General features: G+C 35.6%; 17 protein-coding genes and 1 tRNA gene. 17 read left to right on the forward strand and 1 reads right to left on the reverse strand.

Translation table 11 applies throughout. From position 1 onward, the window contains the following. The first annotated feature begins 229 nt into the window (after positions 1 to 229). Positions 230 to 544 carry a thioredoxin gene (trxA, locus tag V7014_RS21445; RefSeq protein ID WP_335510150.1) on the forward strand — a complete coding sequence of 105 codons (315 nt, stop codon included), beginning with the start codon at positions 230 to 232 and terminating at the stop codon, positions 542 to 544. 226 nt (positions 545 to 770) lie between these two features. Continuing rightward, positions 771 to 2543 (forward strand): excinuclease ABC subunit UvrC, encoded by a 1773-nt coding sequence (gene uvrC / locus V7014_RS21450; protein ID WP_335510152.1) that lies wholly within the window; start codon positions 771 to 773, stop codon positions 2541 to 2543. Between the two features lie 59 nt (positions 2544 to 2602). Here uvrC and V7014_RS21455 read toward each other — a convergent pair whose 3' ends face one another. Next, positions 2603 to 3061, reverse strand: coding sequence for a YslB family protein (locus tag V7014_RS21455; RefSeq protein WP_335510154.1), 459 nt, complete (start codon positions 3059 to 3061; stop codon positions 2603 to 2605). Positions 3062 to 3641: 580 nt separating this feature from the next. Between V7014_RS21455 and V7014_RS21460 the strand changes: the two genes are divergently transcribed. The 15 genes from V7014_RS21460 to V7014_RS21530 all read left to right on the forward strand — a co-directional run bounded on the left by V7014_RS21460 (position 3642) and on the right by V7014_RS21530 (position 15901). Then, a complete protein-coding gene (locus tag V7014_RS21460; RefSeq protein ID WP_335510156.1) occupies positions 3642 to 4250 on the forward strand; it encodes a succinate dehydrogenase cytochrome b558 subunit in 609 nt (202 codons plus the stop codon). Between the two features lie 89 nt (positions 4251 to 4339). After that, on the forward strand, positions 4340 to 6091 hold the full coding sequence (sdhA, locus tag V7014_RS21465; RefSeq protein ID WP_335510157.1) for a succinate dehydrogenase flavoprotein subunit: 1752 nt from the start codon (positions 4340 to 4342) through the stop codon (positions 6089 to 6091). 17 nt (positions 6092 to 6108) lie between these two features. Beyond that, on the forward strand, positions 6109 to 6873 hold the full coding sequence (gene sdhB, locus V7014_RS21470) for a succinate dehydrogenase iron-sulfur subunit (protein ID WP_335510159.1): 765 nt from the start codon (positions 6109 to 6111) through the stop codon (positions 6871 to 6873). A 211-nt stretch (positions 6874 to 7084) separates the two neighbouring features. Beyond that, complete coding sequence (locus V7014_RS21475) at positions 7085 to 7549, forward strand: acyl-CoA thioesterase (protein WP_335510161.1); 465 nt, start codon at positions 7085 to 7087, stop codon at positions 7547 to 7549. Positions 7550 to 7836: 287 nt separating this feature from the next. Then, on the forward strand, positions 7837 to 9192 hold the full coding sequence (locus V7014_RS21480) for an arsenic transporter (protein ID WP_335510163.1): 1356 nt from the start codon (positions 7837 to 7839) through the stop codon (positions 9190 to 9192). A gap of 163 nt (positions 9193 to 9355) precedes the next feature. Then, entirely contained in the window at positions 9356 to 9580 is a 225-nt protein-coding gene (locus tag V7014_RS21485) for a helix-turn-helix domain-containing protein (RefSeq protein ID WP_042345475.1), read from the forward strand. 394 nt (positions 9581 to 9974) lie between these two features. Beyond that, positions 9975 to 10418, forward strand: coding sequence for a MarR family winged helix-turn-helix transcriptional regulator (locus V7014_RS21490; RefSeq protein ID WP_335510166.1), 444 nt, complete (start codon positions 9975 to 9977; stop codon positions 10416 to 10418). A gap of 11 nt (positions 10419 to 10429) precedes the next feature. Continuing rightward, on the forward strand, positions 10430 to 11227 hold the full coding sequence (gene racE, locus V7014_RS21495; protein WP_335510168.1) for a glutamate racemase: 798 nt from the start codon (positions 10430 to 10432) through the stop codon (positions 11225 to 11227). A 15-nt stretch (positions 11228 to 11242) separates the two neighbouring features. Continuing rightward, positions 11243 to 11452 carry a hypothetical protein gene (locus tag V7014_RS21500; RefSeq protein WP_335510170.1) on the forward strand — a complete coding sequence of 70 codons (210 nt, stop codon included), beginning with the start codon at positions 11243 to 11245 and terminating at the stop codon, positions 11450 to 11452. Positions 11453 to 11481: 29 nt separating this feature from the next. Further along, positions 11482 to 12543 carry a GerMN domain-containing protein gene (locus tag V7014_RS21505; protein ID WP_335510172.1) on the forward strand — a complete coding sequence of 354 codons (1062 nt, stop codon included), beginning with the start codon at positions 11482 to 11484 and terminating at the stop codon, positions 12541 to 12543. A gap of 121 nt (positions 12544 to 12664) precedes the next feature. Next, the gene (rph, locus tag V7014_RS21510) at positions 12665 to 13417 is read left to right on the forward strand and encodes a ribonuclease PH (protein WP_335510174.1); all 753 of its coding nucleotides are present in this window, start codon (positions 12665 to 12667) and stop codon (positions 13415 to 13417) included. 2 nt (positions 13418 to 13419) lie between these two features. Further along, positions 13420 to 14013, forward strand: a complete 594-nt coding sequence (locus tag V7014_RS21515) for an XTP/dITP diphosphatase (protein ID WP_335510176.1) — start codon at positions 13420 to 13422, stop codon at positions 14011 to 14013. A gap of 16 nt (positions 14014 to 14029) precedes the next feature. Next, positions 14030 to 14545 (forward strand): metallophosphoesterase, encoded by a 516-nt coding sequence (locus tag V7014_RS21520; protein WP_335510178.1) that lies wholly within the window; start codon positions 14030 to 14032, stop codon positions 14543 to 14545. Between the two features lie 158 nt (positions 14546 to 14703). Beyond that, positions 14704 to 14777: transfer RNA gene (locus V7014_RS21525), tRNA-Arg, on the forward strand. 320 nt (positions 14778 to 15097) lie between these two features. After that, positions 15098 to 15901: a GH25 family lysozyme gene (locus V7014_RS21530; protein WP_335510181.1), complete on the forward strand. Its 804-nt coding sequence runs from the start codon at positions 15098 to 15100 to the stop codon at positions 15899 to 15901. Positions 15902 to 15969: the final 68 nt, after the last annotated feature.

Consider the following 15969-nt stretch of genomic DNA (forward strand, 5'->3'; position numbering starts at 1 on the left):
GCTAGACAATCGAATCGCTCCGCTCTTCGTGTTTCCTTTATCTCGTGCGAAGTGCGTAAGTCTCATACGGCGCTGAACGGGTGCGACTTTCGCTTTTGTTTTTTTTGATTATGATTTGTAATAACGGGTATGATACAATAAGGTTCTATTGAACAAATCATTAGTAACTTTGATTGTAACAGTGTTATACTATCAGTAGGATTTTAGAATTATTTAGGAGGTCGTTCGTATGGCAATCGTTAATGCTACGGATCAAACTTTTACAAATGAAACTTCTCAAGGTTTAGTACTTGCTGATTTTTGGGCTCCATGGTGTGGACCTTGTAAAATGATTGCTCCAGTATTAGAGGAGTTAGATGGTGAATTAAGCGATGCAGTTAAAATCGTTAAAGTGGATGTAGATGAAAACCAAGAAACAGCTGGTAAATTTGGCGTAATGAGCATCCCAACATTAATCCTTCTTAAAGACGGAGAAATCGTTGATAAAGTAGTTGGTTTTCAACCTAAAGAAGCTCTTGCTGAATTAGTAAAAAAACACGCTTAATATATAAGCAATGAAAAGGTCATCCTATAATGGATGACCTTTTTTTACAGATTAGGAAAGTAAAATATTTTGAGAGGGGTCTAATCTTATGCCTGCCGCATGACTCCTTTTTTAATTGGTAATAAAACAAGTAGTAAATGCATCAATTAAAAAAGACTGTAATGGTTTTTCTATTGTATAATAAAAAGAGAACAAAAGTTCCGGCATAAAGAAGGGGGCGAAACGGGTGAATGAAATGATAAAGGCTAAGCTTGAGTTATTACCAGATCAACCAGGCTGTTATCTCATGAAAGATCGACAAGGAACGGTTATATATGTTGGTAAAGCGAAAGTGTTAAAAAACCGAGTTCGTTCCTATTTTACGGGATCACACGATGGAAAAACGCTACGTCTTGTTAATGAAATTGAAGACTTTGAATATATTATTACTTCTTCCAATATAGAAGCTCTATTATTAGAATTGAATTTAATTAAGAAATACGATCCGAAATTTAATGTAATGTTGAAGGATGATAAAAGCTATCCTTTTATCCTCCTTACGAATGAAAAACATCCACGTCTAATCATTACGCGTAAAGTGAAGAAGGGGAAAGGGAAATATTTTGGACCATACCCGAATGCAAGTGCCGCTAATGAAACAAAGAAGCTACTGGATCGGATTTATCCTCTTAGAAAGTGTACGAATCTCCCAGATAAAGTCTGTTTATATTATCATATCGGTCAATGTCTAGCACCTTGTATATACAATATAGAGGAAAGTCAGTATAAAGAAATAAAGACTCAAATAACTAAATTTCTAAATGGTGGTTATGAAGAGATAAAGAATGACCTTGCTGAGAAAATGACGGCCGCAGCTGAGGAATTGGACTTTGAAAGAGCTAAGGAATATCGTGATCAAATTGCCTATATAGAGACCATAATGGAAAAGCAAAAAATGATAAGTTCAGACCTCACAGATCGTGATGTATTCGGATTCGCATTTGACAAAGGGTGGATGTGCGTACAGGTCTTCTTTATTCGACAAGGGAAGTTAATTGAAAGAGATGTATCACTTTTTCCTGTATATGATGAACCCGAAGAAGAATTTCTTACCTTCTTGGGACAATTCTATGATAAAGACAATCATATTAAACCAAAGGAAGTATTACTTCCATATTCCGTTGATGCTGATCTAACTCAAGAATTGTTGCAAATTAAAACATTACAACCTCAACGTGGACAAAAGAAAGACTTATTAAAGCTAGCAAATAAAAATGCAAAAAATGCTCTTAAAGAGAAATTCTTCTTAATCGAGAGGGATGAAGAACGTACCATTAAAGCTGTTGAAAATATTGGTAAGCTACTAGGTATATATACACCACATCGAATTGAAGCATTTGATAATTCAAATATTCAAGGAACGAACCCTGTTTCAGCAATGGTTGTTTTTATCGATGGTAAGCCAGATAAGAAACAATATCGTAAATATAAGATTAAGACTGTAGAAGGGCCAGATGATTATGAGTCTATGAGAGAAGTGGTGCGACGTCGTTATACGCGCGCTTTAAAGGAAGGGTTAGCTCTACCAGATTTAATCATCATTGATGGAGGTAAAGGTCATATTGAATCAGTACGCGATGTCCTAGAAAATGAGCTGGGACTTAATATACCTATCGCTGGGTTAGTGAAGGATGAGAAGCATCGTACATCTAATCTACTTATGGGAAATCCATTAGAAATTGTACCGCTGGATCAACAGAGCCAAGAGTTTTATCTGCTACAACGAATCCAAGACGAAGTGCATCGGTTTGCGATTACTTTCCACCGCCAAGTACGAGGAAAGAATACGTTTCAATCAAAATTAGATGAAATATCTGGTATTGGAGCAAAACGTAAAACAACTTTGCTAAAGCATTTCGGTTCTTTGAAAGCAATGAAAGAGGCAACTTTTGAAGATTTTATATCAATTGGAATACCACAAAATATTGCAACTGAGCTAATAAAGAAGTTACAAGAATAAATTGCTATAAAGAAAAACAGCCTATTGAATGAAGGCTGTTTTTCTTTTGGTGGTTTCTATTATTCAATAGAATCTTTAGTATCCCATCTTACTAGAAACTTTACTTTATTAGCTTTTCTTTTATGTTCAGTTGCAGCTTCCGTAACGCGTTTCTTCTGCAACGCAACTTGTTGAGCTAAAAACCCAGCTTCTAATTGAAATTCGCAATCTTCGTTTAACGCAAATCTTCTTGTAACTAAATTGCCGTGCAGTATATATTCAGCTTCATGTTTGGAACTTTTTAATTCCTCAAGAGTGCCCCAACCAGCATTTGTGAAGAATTCTATTGTTTCTTCCATATTGCTTAATGGAAACTTTCTTGCTAATTGTTTACCAGCCCAATATAGAATCTGAGAATGATCTTTCCCTAGTAGATCTGGAAGTACAATATCTCTTAATATTTCCTTACTGAAAATAGAAACATTTTCAATTTCTGACTCTTTAGGTTGCTCTGTTTCCATCGTTTGATCTTTTGACATGTAGTACCCCTCTTTCTCTAAATTTCATTATATACAATTTTATCATTATCTAGAACTGTTTCTTTGCAATATTTAATAGAGAATGATTTCTATTTTTATATAACTATCAAGTTATAAAAGTGGCAAAAATAATAATATTGTTATAATATGGGGAATGGTTATAGAATAAAAAATTTGTAAAATCGTGTAAGTGTGATGAGTATTATAGTTGAATAATCCGAATTTTGTGTCATATTTATAGGAGATAGGCCTATAAAGTATGTCTTTATTCAATTGTTGCAAGTTTTATTTAACTCTTTAGTGGATAGAAGTTTTTCTTGTTTTCAATAACTTTTAGTGTATCCGTTTTCTTGACGGAGGTACTGGAAGGGGGTAAAATGAACTTGTCATACAATTGTTAGAATATCACGAAATATGCGATTATCTGATTTTTTTGTCTAATTTTCTGACAAGAGTATTCCGTATGGCTATAACTTTTTTAAATAGATTGGTTTTAGCAATTGTATTGAACTAGCGGTACAATCGTTTTAGTTTGCGTATCGTTAGTAACAAAAGACTTATACTTTAAGGGGGGTACATGATGGCGGGGAATAATGAGTTTGCAAAACGCAAACTGCACTCTTTATTGGGAGTAATTCCAGTAGGTTTATTTTTAGTGGTACATTTAACCGTAAACTACATGGCGACAAGAGGTTCTGAAGCGTTTAATAAAGCGGTTCATTTTATGGAGAGTTTACCGTTTCTAATCGTTTTAGAAGTTTTTGTTATTTTCTTACCACTTTTGTATCATGCAATTTATGGGGTATATATTGCATTTACAGCAAAGCCGAATGTAGGAAGATATGGTTTCTTCCGTAACTGGATGTTCCTATTACAACGTGTAACTGGAATACTTACATTCATTTTCCTTATTTGGCATGTATGGGAGACAAGAATTCAAAAGGCATTAGGTACAGAATTAGATTATGACAGAATGGCGGAAATCCTTTCAAATCCAGGTATCTTAGCATTTTATTTTGTTGGTGTTATTTCAGCAATTTTCCACTTTGCTAACGGTCTTTGGACATTCTTTATTACATGGGGAATTACAGTATCTCCACGTTCTCAAAAAATTTCAACATATGTTACAATGATTATTTTTGTTCTATTATCAATTGTTGGCGTAAGAGCTCTACTTGCGTTTGTATAAACTAGTAGATTGACTATATGTAAATTTACTAGAAGTTTAGCAACATTTGAAGTAGTAAACAGATCGCAACTTAAAGGGAGTGAGTAAGATTGAGTAAAGGTAAAATTATCGTAGTCGGTGGTGGACTAGCGGGATTAATGTCAACCATTAAGGCTGCGGAAGAAGGCAAACAAGTTGAACTATTTTCATTAGTTCCTGTTAAAAGATCTCACTCAGTTTGTGCTCAGGGCGGAATTAATGGTGCCGTGAATACAAAAGGTGAAGGGGACTCACCTATGATTCACTTTGATGATACAGTTTATGGGGGAGACTTTTTAGCGAACCAACCGCCTGTAAAGGCAATGTGTGAAGCTGCTCCATCGATTATACATATGATGGATCGTATGGGTGTTATGTTCAACCGTACAGAAGAAGGATTATTAGATTTCCGACGTTTTGGCGGTACTCAACATCACAGAACAGCATTTGCTGGTGCAACAACTGGTCAGCAATTATTATACGCTTTAGATGAGCAAGTTCGTAGATACGAATCTCTTGGTCTAGTAACGAAATACGAAGGCTGGGAGTTCTTAGGTGTAATTGTTGATGATGAAGGTATATGTCGAGGAATAACTGGGCAAAACCTAACAACAATGGAAGTTCAATCATTCTCAAGTGATGCGGTGATTTTGGCAACTGGTGGTCCTGGAATTATCTTTGGTAAATCTACAAACTCTGTAATTAATACTGGTTCAGCGGCTTCGATTGTTTACCAACAAGGCGTTTCTTATGCAAATGGAGAAATGATTCAAATTCACCCAACAGCTATTCCTGGAGACGATAAACTTCGTTTAATGAGTGAATCTGCTCGTGGTGAAGGTGGACGTATTTGGACTTATAAAGATGGAAAGCCATGGTATTTCTTGGAAGAGAAATATCCTGCGTATGGTAACTTAGTACCTCGTGATATTGCAACACGTGAAATTTTTGATGTGTGCGTAAATGGAAAACTAGGTATTAATGGAGAAAACATGGTTTATTTAGATCTTTCTCATAAAGATCCACATGAACTAGATGTTAAATTAGGTGGAATTATTGAAATTTACGAAAAGTTCACTGGTGATGATCCTCGTAAACTACCAATGAAAATTTTCCCTGCTGTTCACTATTCAATGGGTGGACTATGGGTTGATTATAATCAAATGACAAATATTCCTGGACTATTTGCTGCTGGAGAATGTGATTATTCTCAACATGGAGCGAACCGTTTAGGAGCAAACTCATTACTATCAGCTATTTATGGTGGTATGGTTGCTGGCCCAAATGCTGCCAAATACATTAACGGATTAGAGAAAAGCTGTGATGCAGTATCTTCTTCTGTATTTGATCGTCATGTTAAAGAGCAAGAAGCAAAATGGGATAGCATCATGAAATTAGATGGTAATGAAAATGCTTATGTTCTACACAAAGAACTAGGTGAGTGGATGACAGATAATGTTACAGTTGTTCGTTATAACGATAAACTTCTACAAACTGATGAGAAAATTCAAGAGTTAATGGAGCGTTATAAGAAAATTAACATTAATGATACATCTAAATGGAGTAATCAAGGTGCGGCATTTACTCGTCAGTTAGATAATATGTTACAACTTGCACGTGTAATCACTTTAGGTGCTTATGGACGTAACGAAAGCCGTGGTGCACATTATAAACCAGACTTCCCAGATCGTAATGATGAGGAATTCTTAAAAACAACTATGGCTAAGTTTACAGGGCATAATGCAAAACCTGAAATTAGCTATGAAGATATAGATGTTTCGTTAATTAAACCACGTAAACGCGATTATACAAAATCTCATTAAAAGGGGGAAACTAGATTATGGCTGACCAAAAAACAGTTCGCTTTATTATTACTCGTCAAGATAATGCGGAGAGTTCCCCTTATACAGAGGAATTTGAAGTTCCTTATCGTCCTAATATGAATGTAATTTCTGCTTTAATGGAAATTAGACGTAATCCTGTCAATGTAAAGGGAGAAAAAACAACACCGATTATCTGGGATATGAACTGTCTAGAAGAAGTTTGTGGTGCATGTTCTATGGTTATTAATGGTAAACCAAGACAATCATGTACAGCACTAGTTGATCAGTTGGAACAACCAATTCAACTAGCGCCAATGAGTACATTCCCAATTGTACGTGATTTACAAATTGATCGTACTCGTATGTTTAACTCTCTGAAAAAAGTAAAAGCATGGATTCCAATCGATGGTACTTACGATTTAGGTCCTGGACCTCGTATGCCAGAGAAGAAGCGTCAATGGGCTTATGAATTATCAAAATGTATGACTTGTGGTGTATGCTTAGAGGCTTGTCCAAATGTAAATAGTAAATCTAATTTCATGGGACCTGCTCCACTTTCACAAGTACGTTTATTCAATGCACATCCAACTGGAGAAATGCATAAAGCAGATCGTTTAGAAGCTATTATGGGAGATGGAGGATTAGCTAACTGCGGTAATTCACAAAACTGTGTACAAGCTTGTCCAAAAGGTATTCCTTTAACAACTTCTATCGCTTCACTAAATCGTGAAACTACTATTCAATCGTTTAAAAACTTTTTTGGTAGTGACAATAACTATTAATATTAAAAGCCCTCAGCACCGCTGGGGGCTTTTAAAAAAAGAAAAGTTATCAGCATTCGTATTGTGCCACTCATAATCTAAACCGCATCTATAGAACTGCAATCTTTCGTTAACCCCGTTGTTTCAGTATAAAGACATATAAGTAGAGACTCCAGAAACAAACTATTTAAATCTTATAATATGATTATTTATATAAATTGGAGGATTTGACATGACTAGAATTTCTTATATTGACGACATGGAATTATGGCAACAAACTTTTCAGTTCTCTCATACTGTTAAGGTGCGTTTTTCAGAAACTGATATGTTCGGACATTTAAATAATACAGTTCCGATTGCATATTTTGAGCTAGCAAGAATTGAGTATTTTAAGCATTTAGGATTAATGAAGAAGTGGATGGAATCTAATAATGAAGCAATGATTGTCGTTGCGGATGTTCAATGTGATTATTTGAAACAAGTATTCTATGATGAAAAAATTTTACTATATGTAAAAGCTGATAGAATTGGTAGTTCATCGGTAGATCTTCACTATATGGGAAGAAGAGGCGATGGAGAAATTGTGTTCACTGGTCGAGGTACAGTCGTTCAGATTTCGAGAACGACTGGTAAATCTATAGCTTGGACAGAGGAGATAAAGGCAATTTATCAATCGCAAGTTTGCGTTGAGAAGTAACTTTGTTTTTGCGAAAGATAGATTTGACAGGATCGTTACACACAATTTATAGAAAGAGAATGATATGTTTTAAAGCTTATAGTTGAAGCTCGATTGAGCAAGCTATAAGCTTTTTTATTCGCTATCTTTTCGTCATGAATAGAGATTTTCATTAAAATGATAATCGTATATTTAGTGAAAAGAGGGGGGATATCCTGTCACTTTTAAGAGAGATGAATATAAATATAGTGAATAAGACAAGTAAGGGGGGCCTGTCTTATGAAAAAAATAAAAGTAGGTTGAAAACTATGAGCTTTGAAATAGGAATGGCCATTTTCGTTTTTATTATGACAATGATTGTGATTTTTTGGAGACCAGGAGGGATAAATGAAGCAGTTCCAGCCACTGTAGGAGCAGTGATTATATTAATAGTAGGAATTGTATCACTAGATGATATTTACGATATAATAAACAAAATAGGAGGAGCATCAGTAACCATTATGGCGACGATTGTTATGGCCGTCATATTGGAGAGTTTTGGTTTCTTTCACTGGGCTGCTGCTCGTCTAGCGCAATTAGCTAAAGGATCGGGATATCGATTATATTGGTATATTCAATTGCTATGCTTTCTTATGACGTTATTATTCAATAACGATGGTAGCATCTTAATAACTACTCCAATTCTTATACTACTTCTAAGAAATCTTCGTTTAAAACCACATGAGCAAATTCCCTATCTTTTAAGTGGCGCATTAATTGCAACGGCATCTAGTGCTCCAATCGGTGTAAGTAATATTGTTAATTTAATCGCTTTGAAGATTGTTCATATGTCCCTCTACATGCATACAGCGATGATGTTTGTCCCTGCGACACTGGGATTATTATTTATGTCTTATCTTATGTTTTTAGTAGTGAAGCGTAAGTTACCTAAGAGGCTACCGAACAGCGCCTTTGATATAGAGGAAACATTTTTTACCAAACAGTTTCATCCTCTTAAAGGAAAGCTCACTGTGGAAACAAAGAGGAAACGTACAAGATTAATGTTGAAAATTTTGTTGTTTGTTTTTGTTATTAGGTGTTTATTGTTTGTTGCATCTTATATTTCAGTTCCTATTGAATTAGTAGCTGTACTTGGCTCATTCGTTTTACTGTTATGGAGATGGTATCACTTGGGGACAAACCCTATTGATATATTAAAGAAAACACCTTGGCATATTTTAATCTTCGCTTTCTCGATGTATGTAATCATTTATGGACTCCACAATACTGGGCTAACGGATTTAATGGTTCGTCTTTTCGAGCCAATTGTCAATCAGGGACTGTTTCAAGCAAGCTTTATAATGGGAGGACTAGTTTCTGTACTATCCAACCTCTTTAATAATCATCCTGCACTGATGATTGGTACTATTACTTTAACAGAGATGGGATTAGATCCTATTACGTTAAAGACGATTTATCTTGCGAACATTATAGGAAGTGATATGGGATCGTTATTATTACCAATAGGAACGTTAGCTTCTTTAATTTGGATGTATATTTTGCGGGAAAATCAAATAAAAGTGAAATGGAAAGACTATTTAAATGTTTCTATAATTGTTATTCCAATATCGACTTTATTAACATTATTCTTATTGTATTATTGGGTACAATTAATCTTTGCATAATAAGAAATTCTTTCTATTGAGAAGCCAGGAAGAATGATTAATAAATTATAAAATGAAGTGCGGAATTTCGTCACTTCCTACCCCCATTTAACATAAGATATTTTGACTAAATCTATACCCATTCCTAGGTTACAGCTGGTCAATGCAAGGAGGGTTACAATACTTGAAGGAGAATGAATTCACTCATAAGCCACTACTCACAAAAAGAGAAAAAGAAGTATTCGAGTTGTTAGTACAAGATAAAACAACTAAAGAAATTGCTGGTGAATTGTTTATAAGCGAGAAAACCGTTCGGAATCATATTTCGAATGCTATGCAGAAGCTAGGAGTTAAAGGTCGCTCACAAGCGGTTGTTGAGCTCCTTCGTATGGGAGAACTTCATTTATAGCATACATTTTTTATGGATGTTTGCACACGGAAAGTTCTTTTTTGAAATACCTTTTTCACATGAAGCAGAAAAAACACATTGGATAGATTTTATAATCTATGGTGTGTTATTCTGCTTCTTTTTTATCCCGTTCTAACTGGTGCTAAGACTTCCACTTCAAAATGAAAGTAAAAGCTAAGATGTTTAAGCGGGAGATTAAGCGCCAGTAAGAACCCGATTGGTTCACCTAATAATCGGTGGGGGGATAGACGAACATCCCTACCGATTAAAGTTTCACTTTATGTAAACGGGTGTTAATTCGGAAAATAATGAAAGACTCAGAGCTTGAAATTTCTTTCAAATTAAGTGAAAATAATACATAATATTTGTAAGAAATGATGCAGGAGATGTGGAAATGGTAACAGGGAATCAGAATCAATTGGTTGCTTCTATTGAAAAAGAATTAAGGTACATATCATCCATTGTGAAACAGAAAGGGAGAGAACTACTTGGTAATTATACAATTACTCCCCCACAATTTGTAGCCTTACAGTGGCTTATGGAAGATGGAGATATGACAATTGGTGAACTTTCGAATAAAATGTACTTAGCGTGTAGTACGACAACTGATTTAATCGACCGAATGGAGAAGAATCAATTAGTCCAGCGCGTAAAGGGTAAGAATGATCGAAGAGTCGTTAGAATACATCTTCTTGAAGAAGGTAAACGAATCATTGATGAAGTAATTGCTGAGCGACAAGCGTATTTAAAAACTGTATTAGGAAGCCATAGTATGGAGGACATTTCTTCTCTCAACCACAGTTTGCAAAAATTACATCAAGAAATGAAGGAAGATTGAGGCGAATTTTTTTGAAACAACCAATAGGCATAATAGATTCAGGCGTTGGCGGATTAACAGTAGCAAAAGAAGTAATGCGTCAGCTTCCAAATGAGCAAATAATTTATTTAGGCGATAACGAAAGATGTCCATATGGACCGCGTACATCAGAAGAAGTACGTGCCTTTACATGGGAAATCACTAATTTTCTTCTTGAGAAGGATATTAAGATGTTAATTATTGCGTGTAATACGGCAACAGCAGCTGCACTTGATGATATCAAGAAGACGCTTAAAATACCGGTTTTGGGTGTTATCCAACCGGGAGCAAGAGCTGCAATTAAACATTCGAATAATTTAAAAATAGGTGTTATTGGTACGATTGGTACCGTAAAGAGTGATGCATATAAAGAGGCATTACAAGCAATTAATAAAGATACAAATGTCGTAAGTTTGGCATGTCCGAAGTTTGTACCAATTGTAGAGAGTGGTGAGTATTCTAGCTCAATTGCGAAGAAAGTAGTCGCAGAATCACTGCATCCTTTGAAAGGTACTGGCATTGATACATTAATATTAGGATGCACCCATTATCCTTTACTAGGGCCAATCATTTCATCAACTCTAGGTAAACGAGTAAAGGTAATTTCTTCTGGGGATGAAACTGCTCGTGAAGCAAGCGTAATTTTAGAACATCATGGATTGTTAAATAATAGTAAAGAAAGACAAGAACATCATTTTTATACAACAGGATCAAAAGACATGTTTCACCGAATTGCTTCCTCATGGTTGCAACAAGATCTTCAACATGTCTATTCTATTAATCTTCCGTAGGGAGTGTCCTATTATATGGAGATGCATGAAATTTCTCTTTTTCCAAAAGCGCCAAACGTAGGCATTTTCAACATATTCAGCAAGTATAACAAATTTCATGTAACCTTTAACGAAGGGCAAGAAAGCGAAAAAGGCAGTCTTAAAAGTGATTTGAAATCATTTTTAAGACTGCCTTTTTTATTTTTCGGCAATGGTCTATTTACTCAGGAGAGCTCGTATACATAGTAGTACAAACTATTCCAGGAGGGAAGAAAATGTCCAAAAAAACAAATGTGGCAATTGTTTCAACTTTACTTGCATCGTCTGTGTTACTTGGGGGTTGCGGTTTATTTGGTGAAGGGAACAAAGATCTTGATCCGCCACAAAAAGAAACAATTGTTGATGACGGTGCTTCTTTAGAAAATAACAGCAATAAAGAAACGGTAAAGACACAAGATGCAGGACTTGATCAAACTGTCATGACCGAACTATATTTAATTGATAAGAATGGATACGTCGTACCTCAATCAATTGCTTTACCGAACTCTAAGGCGGTTGCCAAACAAGCTTTGCAACATTTGGTGACCAATGGACCCGTTTCTAATCTATTACCAGATGGTTTCAGAGCTGTGCTACCAGCAGATACACAAGTGGATGTTGACATTAATAAGAAGGGCTTAGCTACTGTGGATTTCTCACCTGAGTTTGCGGATTATAAAGCAGAAGATGAAAAGAAAATACTAGATGCAATCACATGGACTTTAACACAGTTTGATGTTGTTAAAGATATCAAATTACAAATAAATGGCCATGCGTTAACTGAGATGCCTGTTAATAAAACGCCAATATCCAAAACGCTTTCTAGAGCGAGTGGCATCAATATGGATATATCGGCTGTTTCTGATATTACAAGTACGATGCCATTGACTGTATACTACTTAGGAGGAAAAGAAGATAATTATTATTTTGTTCCTGTAACGAAACGGATCAGTGCATCAGAAGATAGTGTTGCTGAAGCAGTTGTGAAAGAGCTTTCTCAAGATCCTTCTGCTAATCTAGTTACAGAATTTATGGCAGATCTAAAATTAGTCAATGAACCAACTATTAAGGATGGAAAAGCTATCTTAAACTTCAATGAAAGTATTTATGGAAGCTTTAAAGAACAAACGGTATCACAGAGATTGTTAGATGCGCTTGTACTGTCATTAACAGAACAAACAGGAATTGAAAGTGTGGAAGTGCAAGTGAATGGTAAGGCTTCATTAAAAACAGAAGATGGTAAAGACCTTTCAGCACCAGTAAGTCGTCCTGAAAAAGTCAACAGTAGTAGTTTGTAATTAGTTTTTTTTGATATACTAAATAATAGAAGCTAAAGAGGTTGGCTGATTAGCCACCTCTTATTTATTGTATATTATATTAGAGCACGCCTCTAATATTAAAACATGAGGAGGAATACATATGCGCCATGATGGCCGTCAAAAAACAGAATTAAGATCAATACATATAGAAACAGGTTATTTAAAGCATCCTGCTGGGTCTGTATTAATTACAGTTGGAGATACAAAGGTGATTTGTACTGCTTCGATAGATGAAAGAGTTCCTCATTTCATGAGAGGAGAAGGGAAAGGATGGATTACGGCGGAATATTCCATGTTACCTGGTGCAACGGAACAAAGAAACATCCGTGAAGCAGCTAAAGGAAAAATTACAGGACGTACGATGGAAATCCAACGATTAATTGGTAGAGCGTTACGGGCTGTTGTAGACCTTGAGGCAATGGGTGAAAGAACGATGTGGGTAGACTGCGATGTTATTCAAGCAGATGGAGGTACACGCACAGCTTCCATCACAGGTGCGTTTGTGGCAATGACACTCGCATTTGATAAATTGTATAAAGATAAGAAGCTAGCAACCTTTCCAATCAAAGATTATCTAGCTGCAACGAGTGTTGGAATAATTGAAGAACATGGAGCTGTACTAGACTTAAATTACATAGAGGACTCAAGTGCACAAGTCGATATGAATGTAATCATGACAGGAGCCGGTGAATTTGTAGAACTTCAAGGTACCGGTGAAGAGTCGACTTTTACTTACAAGCAGCTTCAAGAACTACTTGACCTCGCAAATGTAGGTGTAAATGAACTATTCGCTGCGCAAAAAGAAGCGCTTGGCGAAGTAGCAAATCTAATTGAAGAAAGCGAAGGAAAATAATAGTGAAGAAACTTATTATCGCTACAAAAAATCAGGGTAAAGCAAAAGAGTTTGTAACACTCTTTTCACCTTTAGGTTATGAAGTACTTACTATGCTTGATTTAGAGGATGCTATTGAAGTAGAAGAAACAGGAACAACATTTGAGGAGAATGCTATTCTTAAGGCAGAAGCCCTTTCTAAGCAGTTTAATACGATGGTAATAGCTGATGACTCAGGTCTGATTATTGACGTTTTAGATGGGCGACCAGGCGTTTATTCAGCGCGCTATGCGGGTGAAGAGAAGAGTGATGAAGCAAATATTGATAAAGTGTTAGTAGAATTACAAGATGTGCCCACAGAGCAAAGAACAGCACGCTTTTACTGTGCGTTAGCTATTGCTGCTCCAAATAATGAAACAATCACTGTAGCAGGAACGGTTGAGGGAATCATTACACATGATAGACAGGGAGAGAATGGTTTTGGATATGACCCAATCTTCTATGTTCCTTCTCTAACTCGAACAATGGCACAGCTTCAATCGTCAGAGAAAAATGCCATTAGTCATCGTGCAAATGCGTTGAAAAACTTACAAGCAGAACTTCATCAATTTTCTTAAAAAGGATGTGGATACTGTGAAAATTCTAGTTGTTAGTGATAGCCATGGACAGTCAAAAGATATAATTAGGTTAAAAGAAAAATACGAGCAAGAAACAGTTGCTATGTTCCATTGTGGTGATTCTGAATTAAACAGTGATGATCCAGCATTAATGAACTTTATTTATGTAAAAGGGAATTGTGATTATGGACAGGATTTTCTAACGGAGCAAGTGAAAGATGTTGCAGATTTCCGTTTTTTTATTACACATGGCCATCTTTATAATATTAAAATGACATTACAAAATCTTTCTTATAAAGCGGAAGAAGTCCAAGCTAATATCGTCTTATTTGGTCATTCTCATAATGCAGGAAGTATGTTGGGGGATGATGGTGTTCTATACATTAACCCTGGTAGTATCTTGCTTCCACGCGGACGTATTGAGAAAACATATGTTATTCTCGATATTGAAGGAAAGCAAGTTACAGTTAACTTCTATGATCATAAAGATAACCTATTGAAAAACTTATCCACTACTTATCAATTGAGTTAATTTCATGTATAATAAATAACAGGGAGAAACGTCTCCCTGTTGACTATTAAGAGTAAAAATACATTGAAACCTATTGACTTTAAGGGCATATCTTAATATAATAATAAATGTCCTAAAGAAAATAAGTTAATACTTTTTTGGGAATTGTTTTTACATGTGTCCTGGTAGCTCAGCTGGATAGAGCAACGGCCTTCTAAGCCGTCGGTCGGGGGTTCGAATCCCTCCCAGGACGTCATATAGGAAGAGAAGACAGCCATCATTGGTTGTCTTTTTTGTCTTTTAGGAGATTAATGAGTGGGACTATATTTTTTGTTTGCAGTATCGTAGTTGATCCCGTTCTAGCTGGCGCTATGGATCCACATTCTAAACGAAAATTAAAGCGAAGACATTTTAAGTGAGAGATTAAGCGCTAGTAAGAACCTGATTAAAGTTTCACTTTATAATATGCTTAGAAAGTTAGTTATTAATCCATTCATTGATTAATAACAAACATATGCTGGTAGAGAAGACAAGCTATGGGAAGACCATGTGAATTAAAGGGGAAGTATAGTTATGAAAAAAATCGCAGATATTTCACATCATCAAGGAGAGATTAATTGGGAAAAAGCCAGTAAGGAATTGGATTTAGTTATCATTCGAACTAAATACGGTAGTAATACAACTGATAGATATTATAGAGCGAATGTAGCGGGTGCTAAAGCGAATAGAGTACCTTATGGGCTGTATCACTATGCTCGCTTTGTGAGTGTATCTGATGCGATTAAGGAAGCACAAGATTTTCTAGCAACAGCTACTAAGGATGTAAAATTTCTAGTCCTTGATGTAGAGGAGCAAACTTGTCCATCGGTAACTATATTGCAGAAAGCATCGCAAGCATTTATAGATTATTGTAAATCAGCAGGATATAAAGTTGGATTATATACTGGCCATCACTTCTATAAACCTTATGGTATGGATAAAGTTAAATCTGATTTTCTATGGATTCCACGATACAGTAAACGTAAACCCGTCATATCTTGTGATTTATGGCAGTATACGGATAAAGGGAAAATTGAGGGTATAAAGGGAAACGTAGATTTGAATGTATTGAATGGTCATAAGTCGTTATCTTGGTTTCTTAATGAGAGTGAATCCGAAGTGGTATATCGACTAGTAACAGGTACCTTTAACACAAAGGTTTCAGTAGAGAAAGCACAAGCCAATTTAAAGAAATACTTCGGCGTTGTTTATATTAAGCAAGAAGGTCAGTTATACCGGCTGGTAACGGGTACTTTTCCCAATAAAGAAACGGCAGACAAAGGTAGGAACATTATTAAGAAAAAGTTTGGATATATTGTTTATTTGAAAGAAGAATAGTGTAATAAATCTGTTGATTCGATTAGAAAGGGGCTGTTCGAAAAGTGATTTTAAATCACTTTTCGAAC

Source organism: Bacillus sp. JJ722 (genome assembly GCF_036963345.1).
GTDB lineage: Bacteria > Bacillota > Bacilli > Bacillales > DSM-1321 > Bacillus_AD.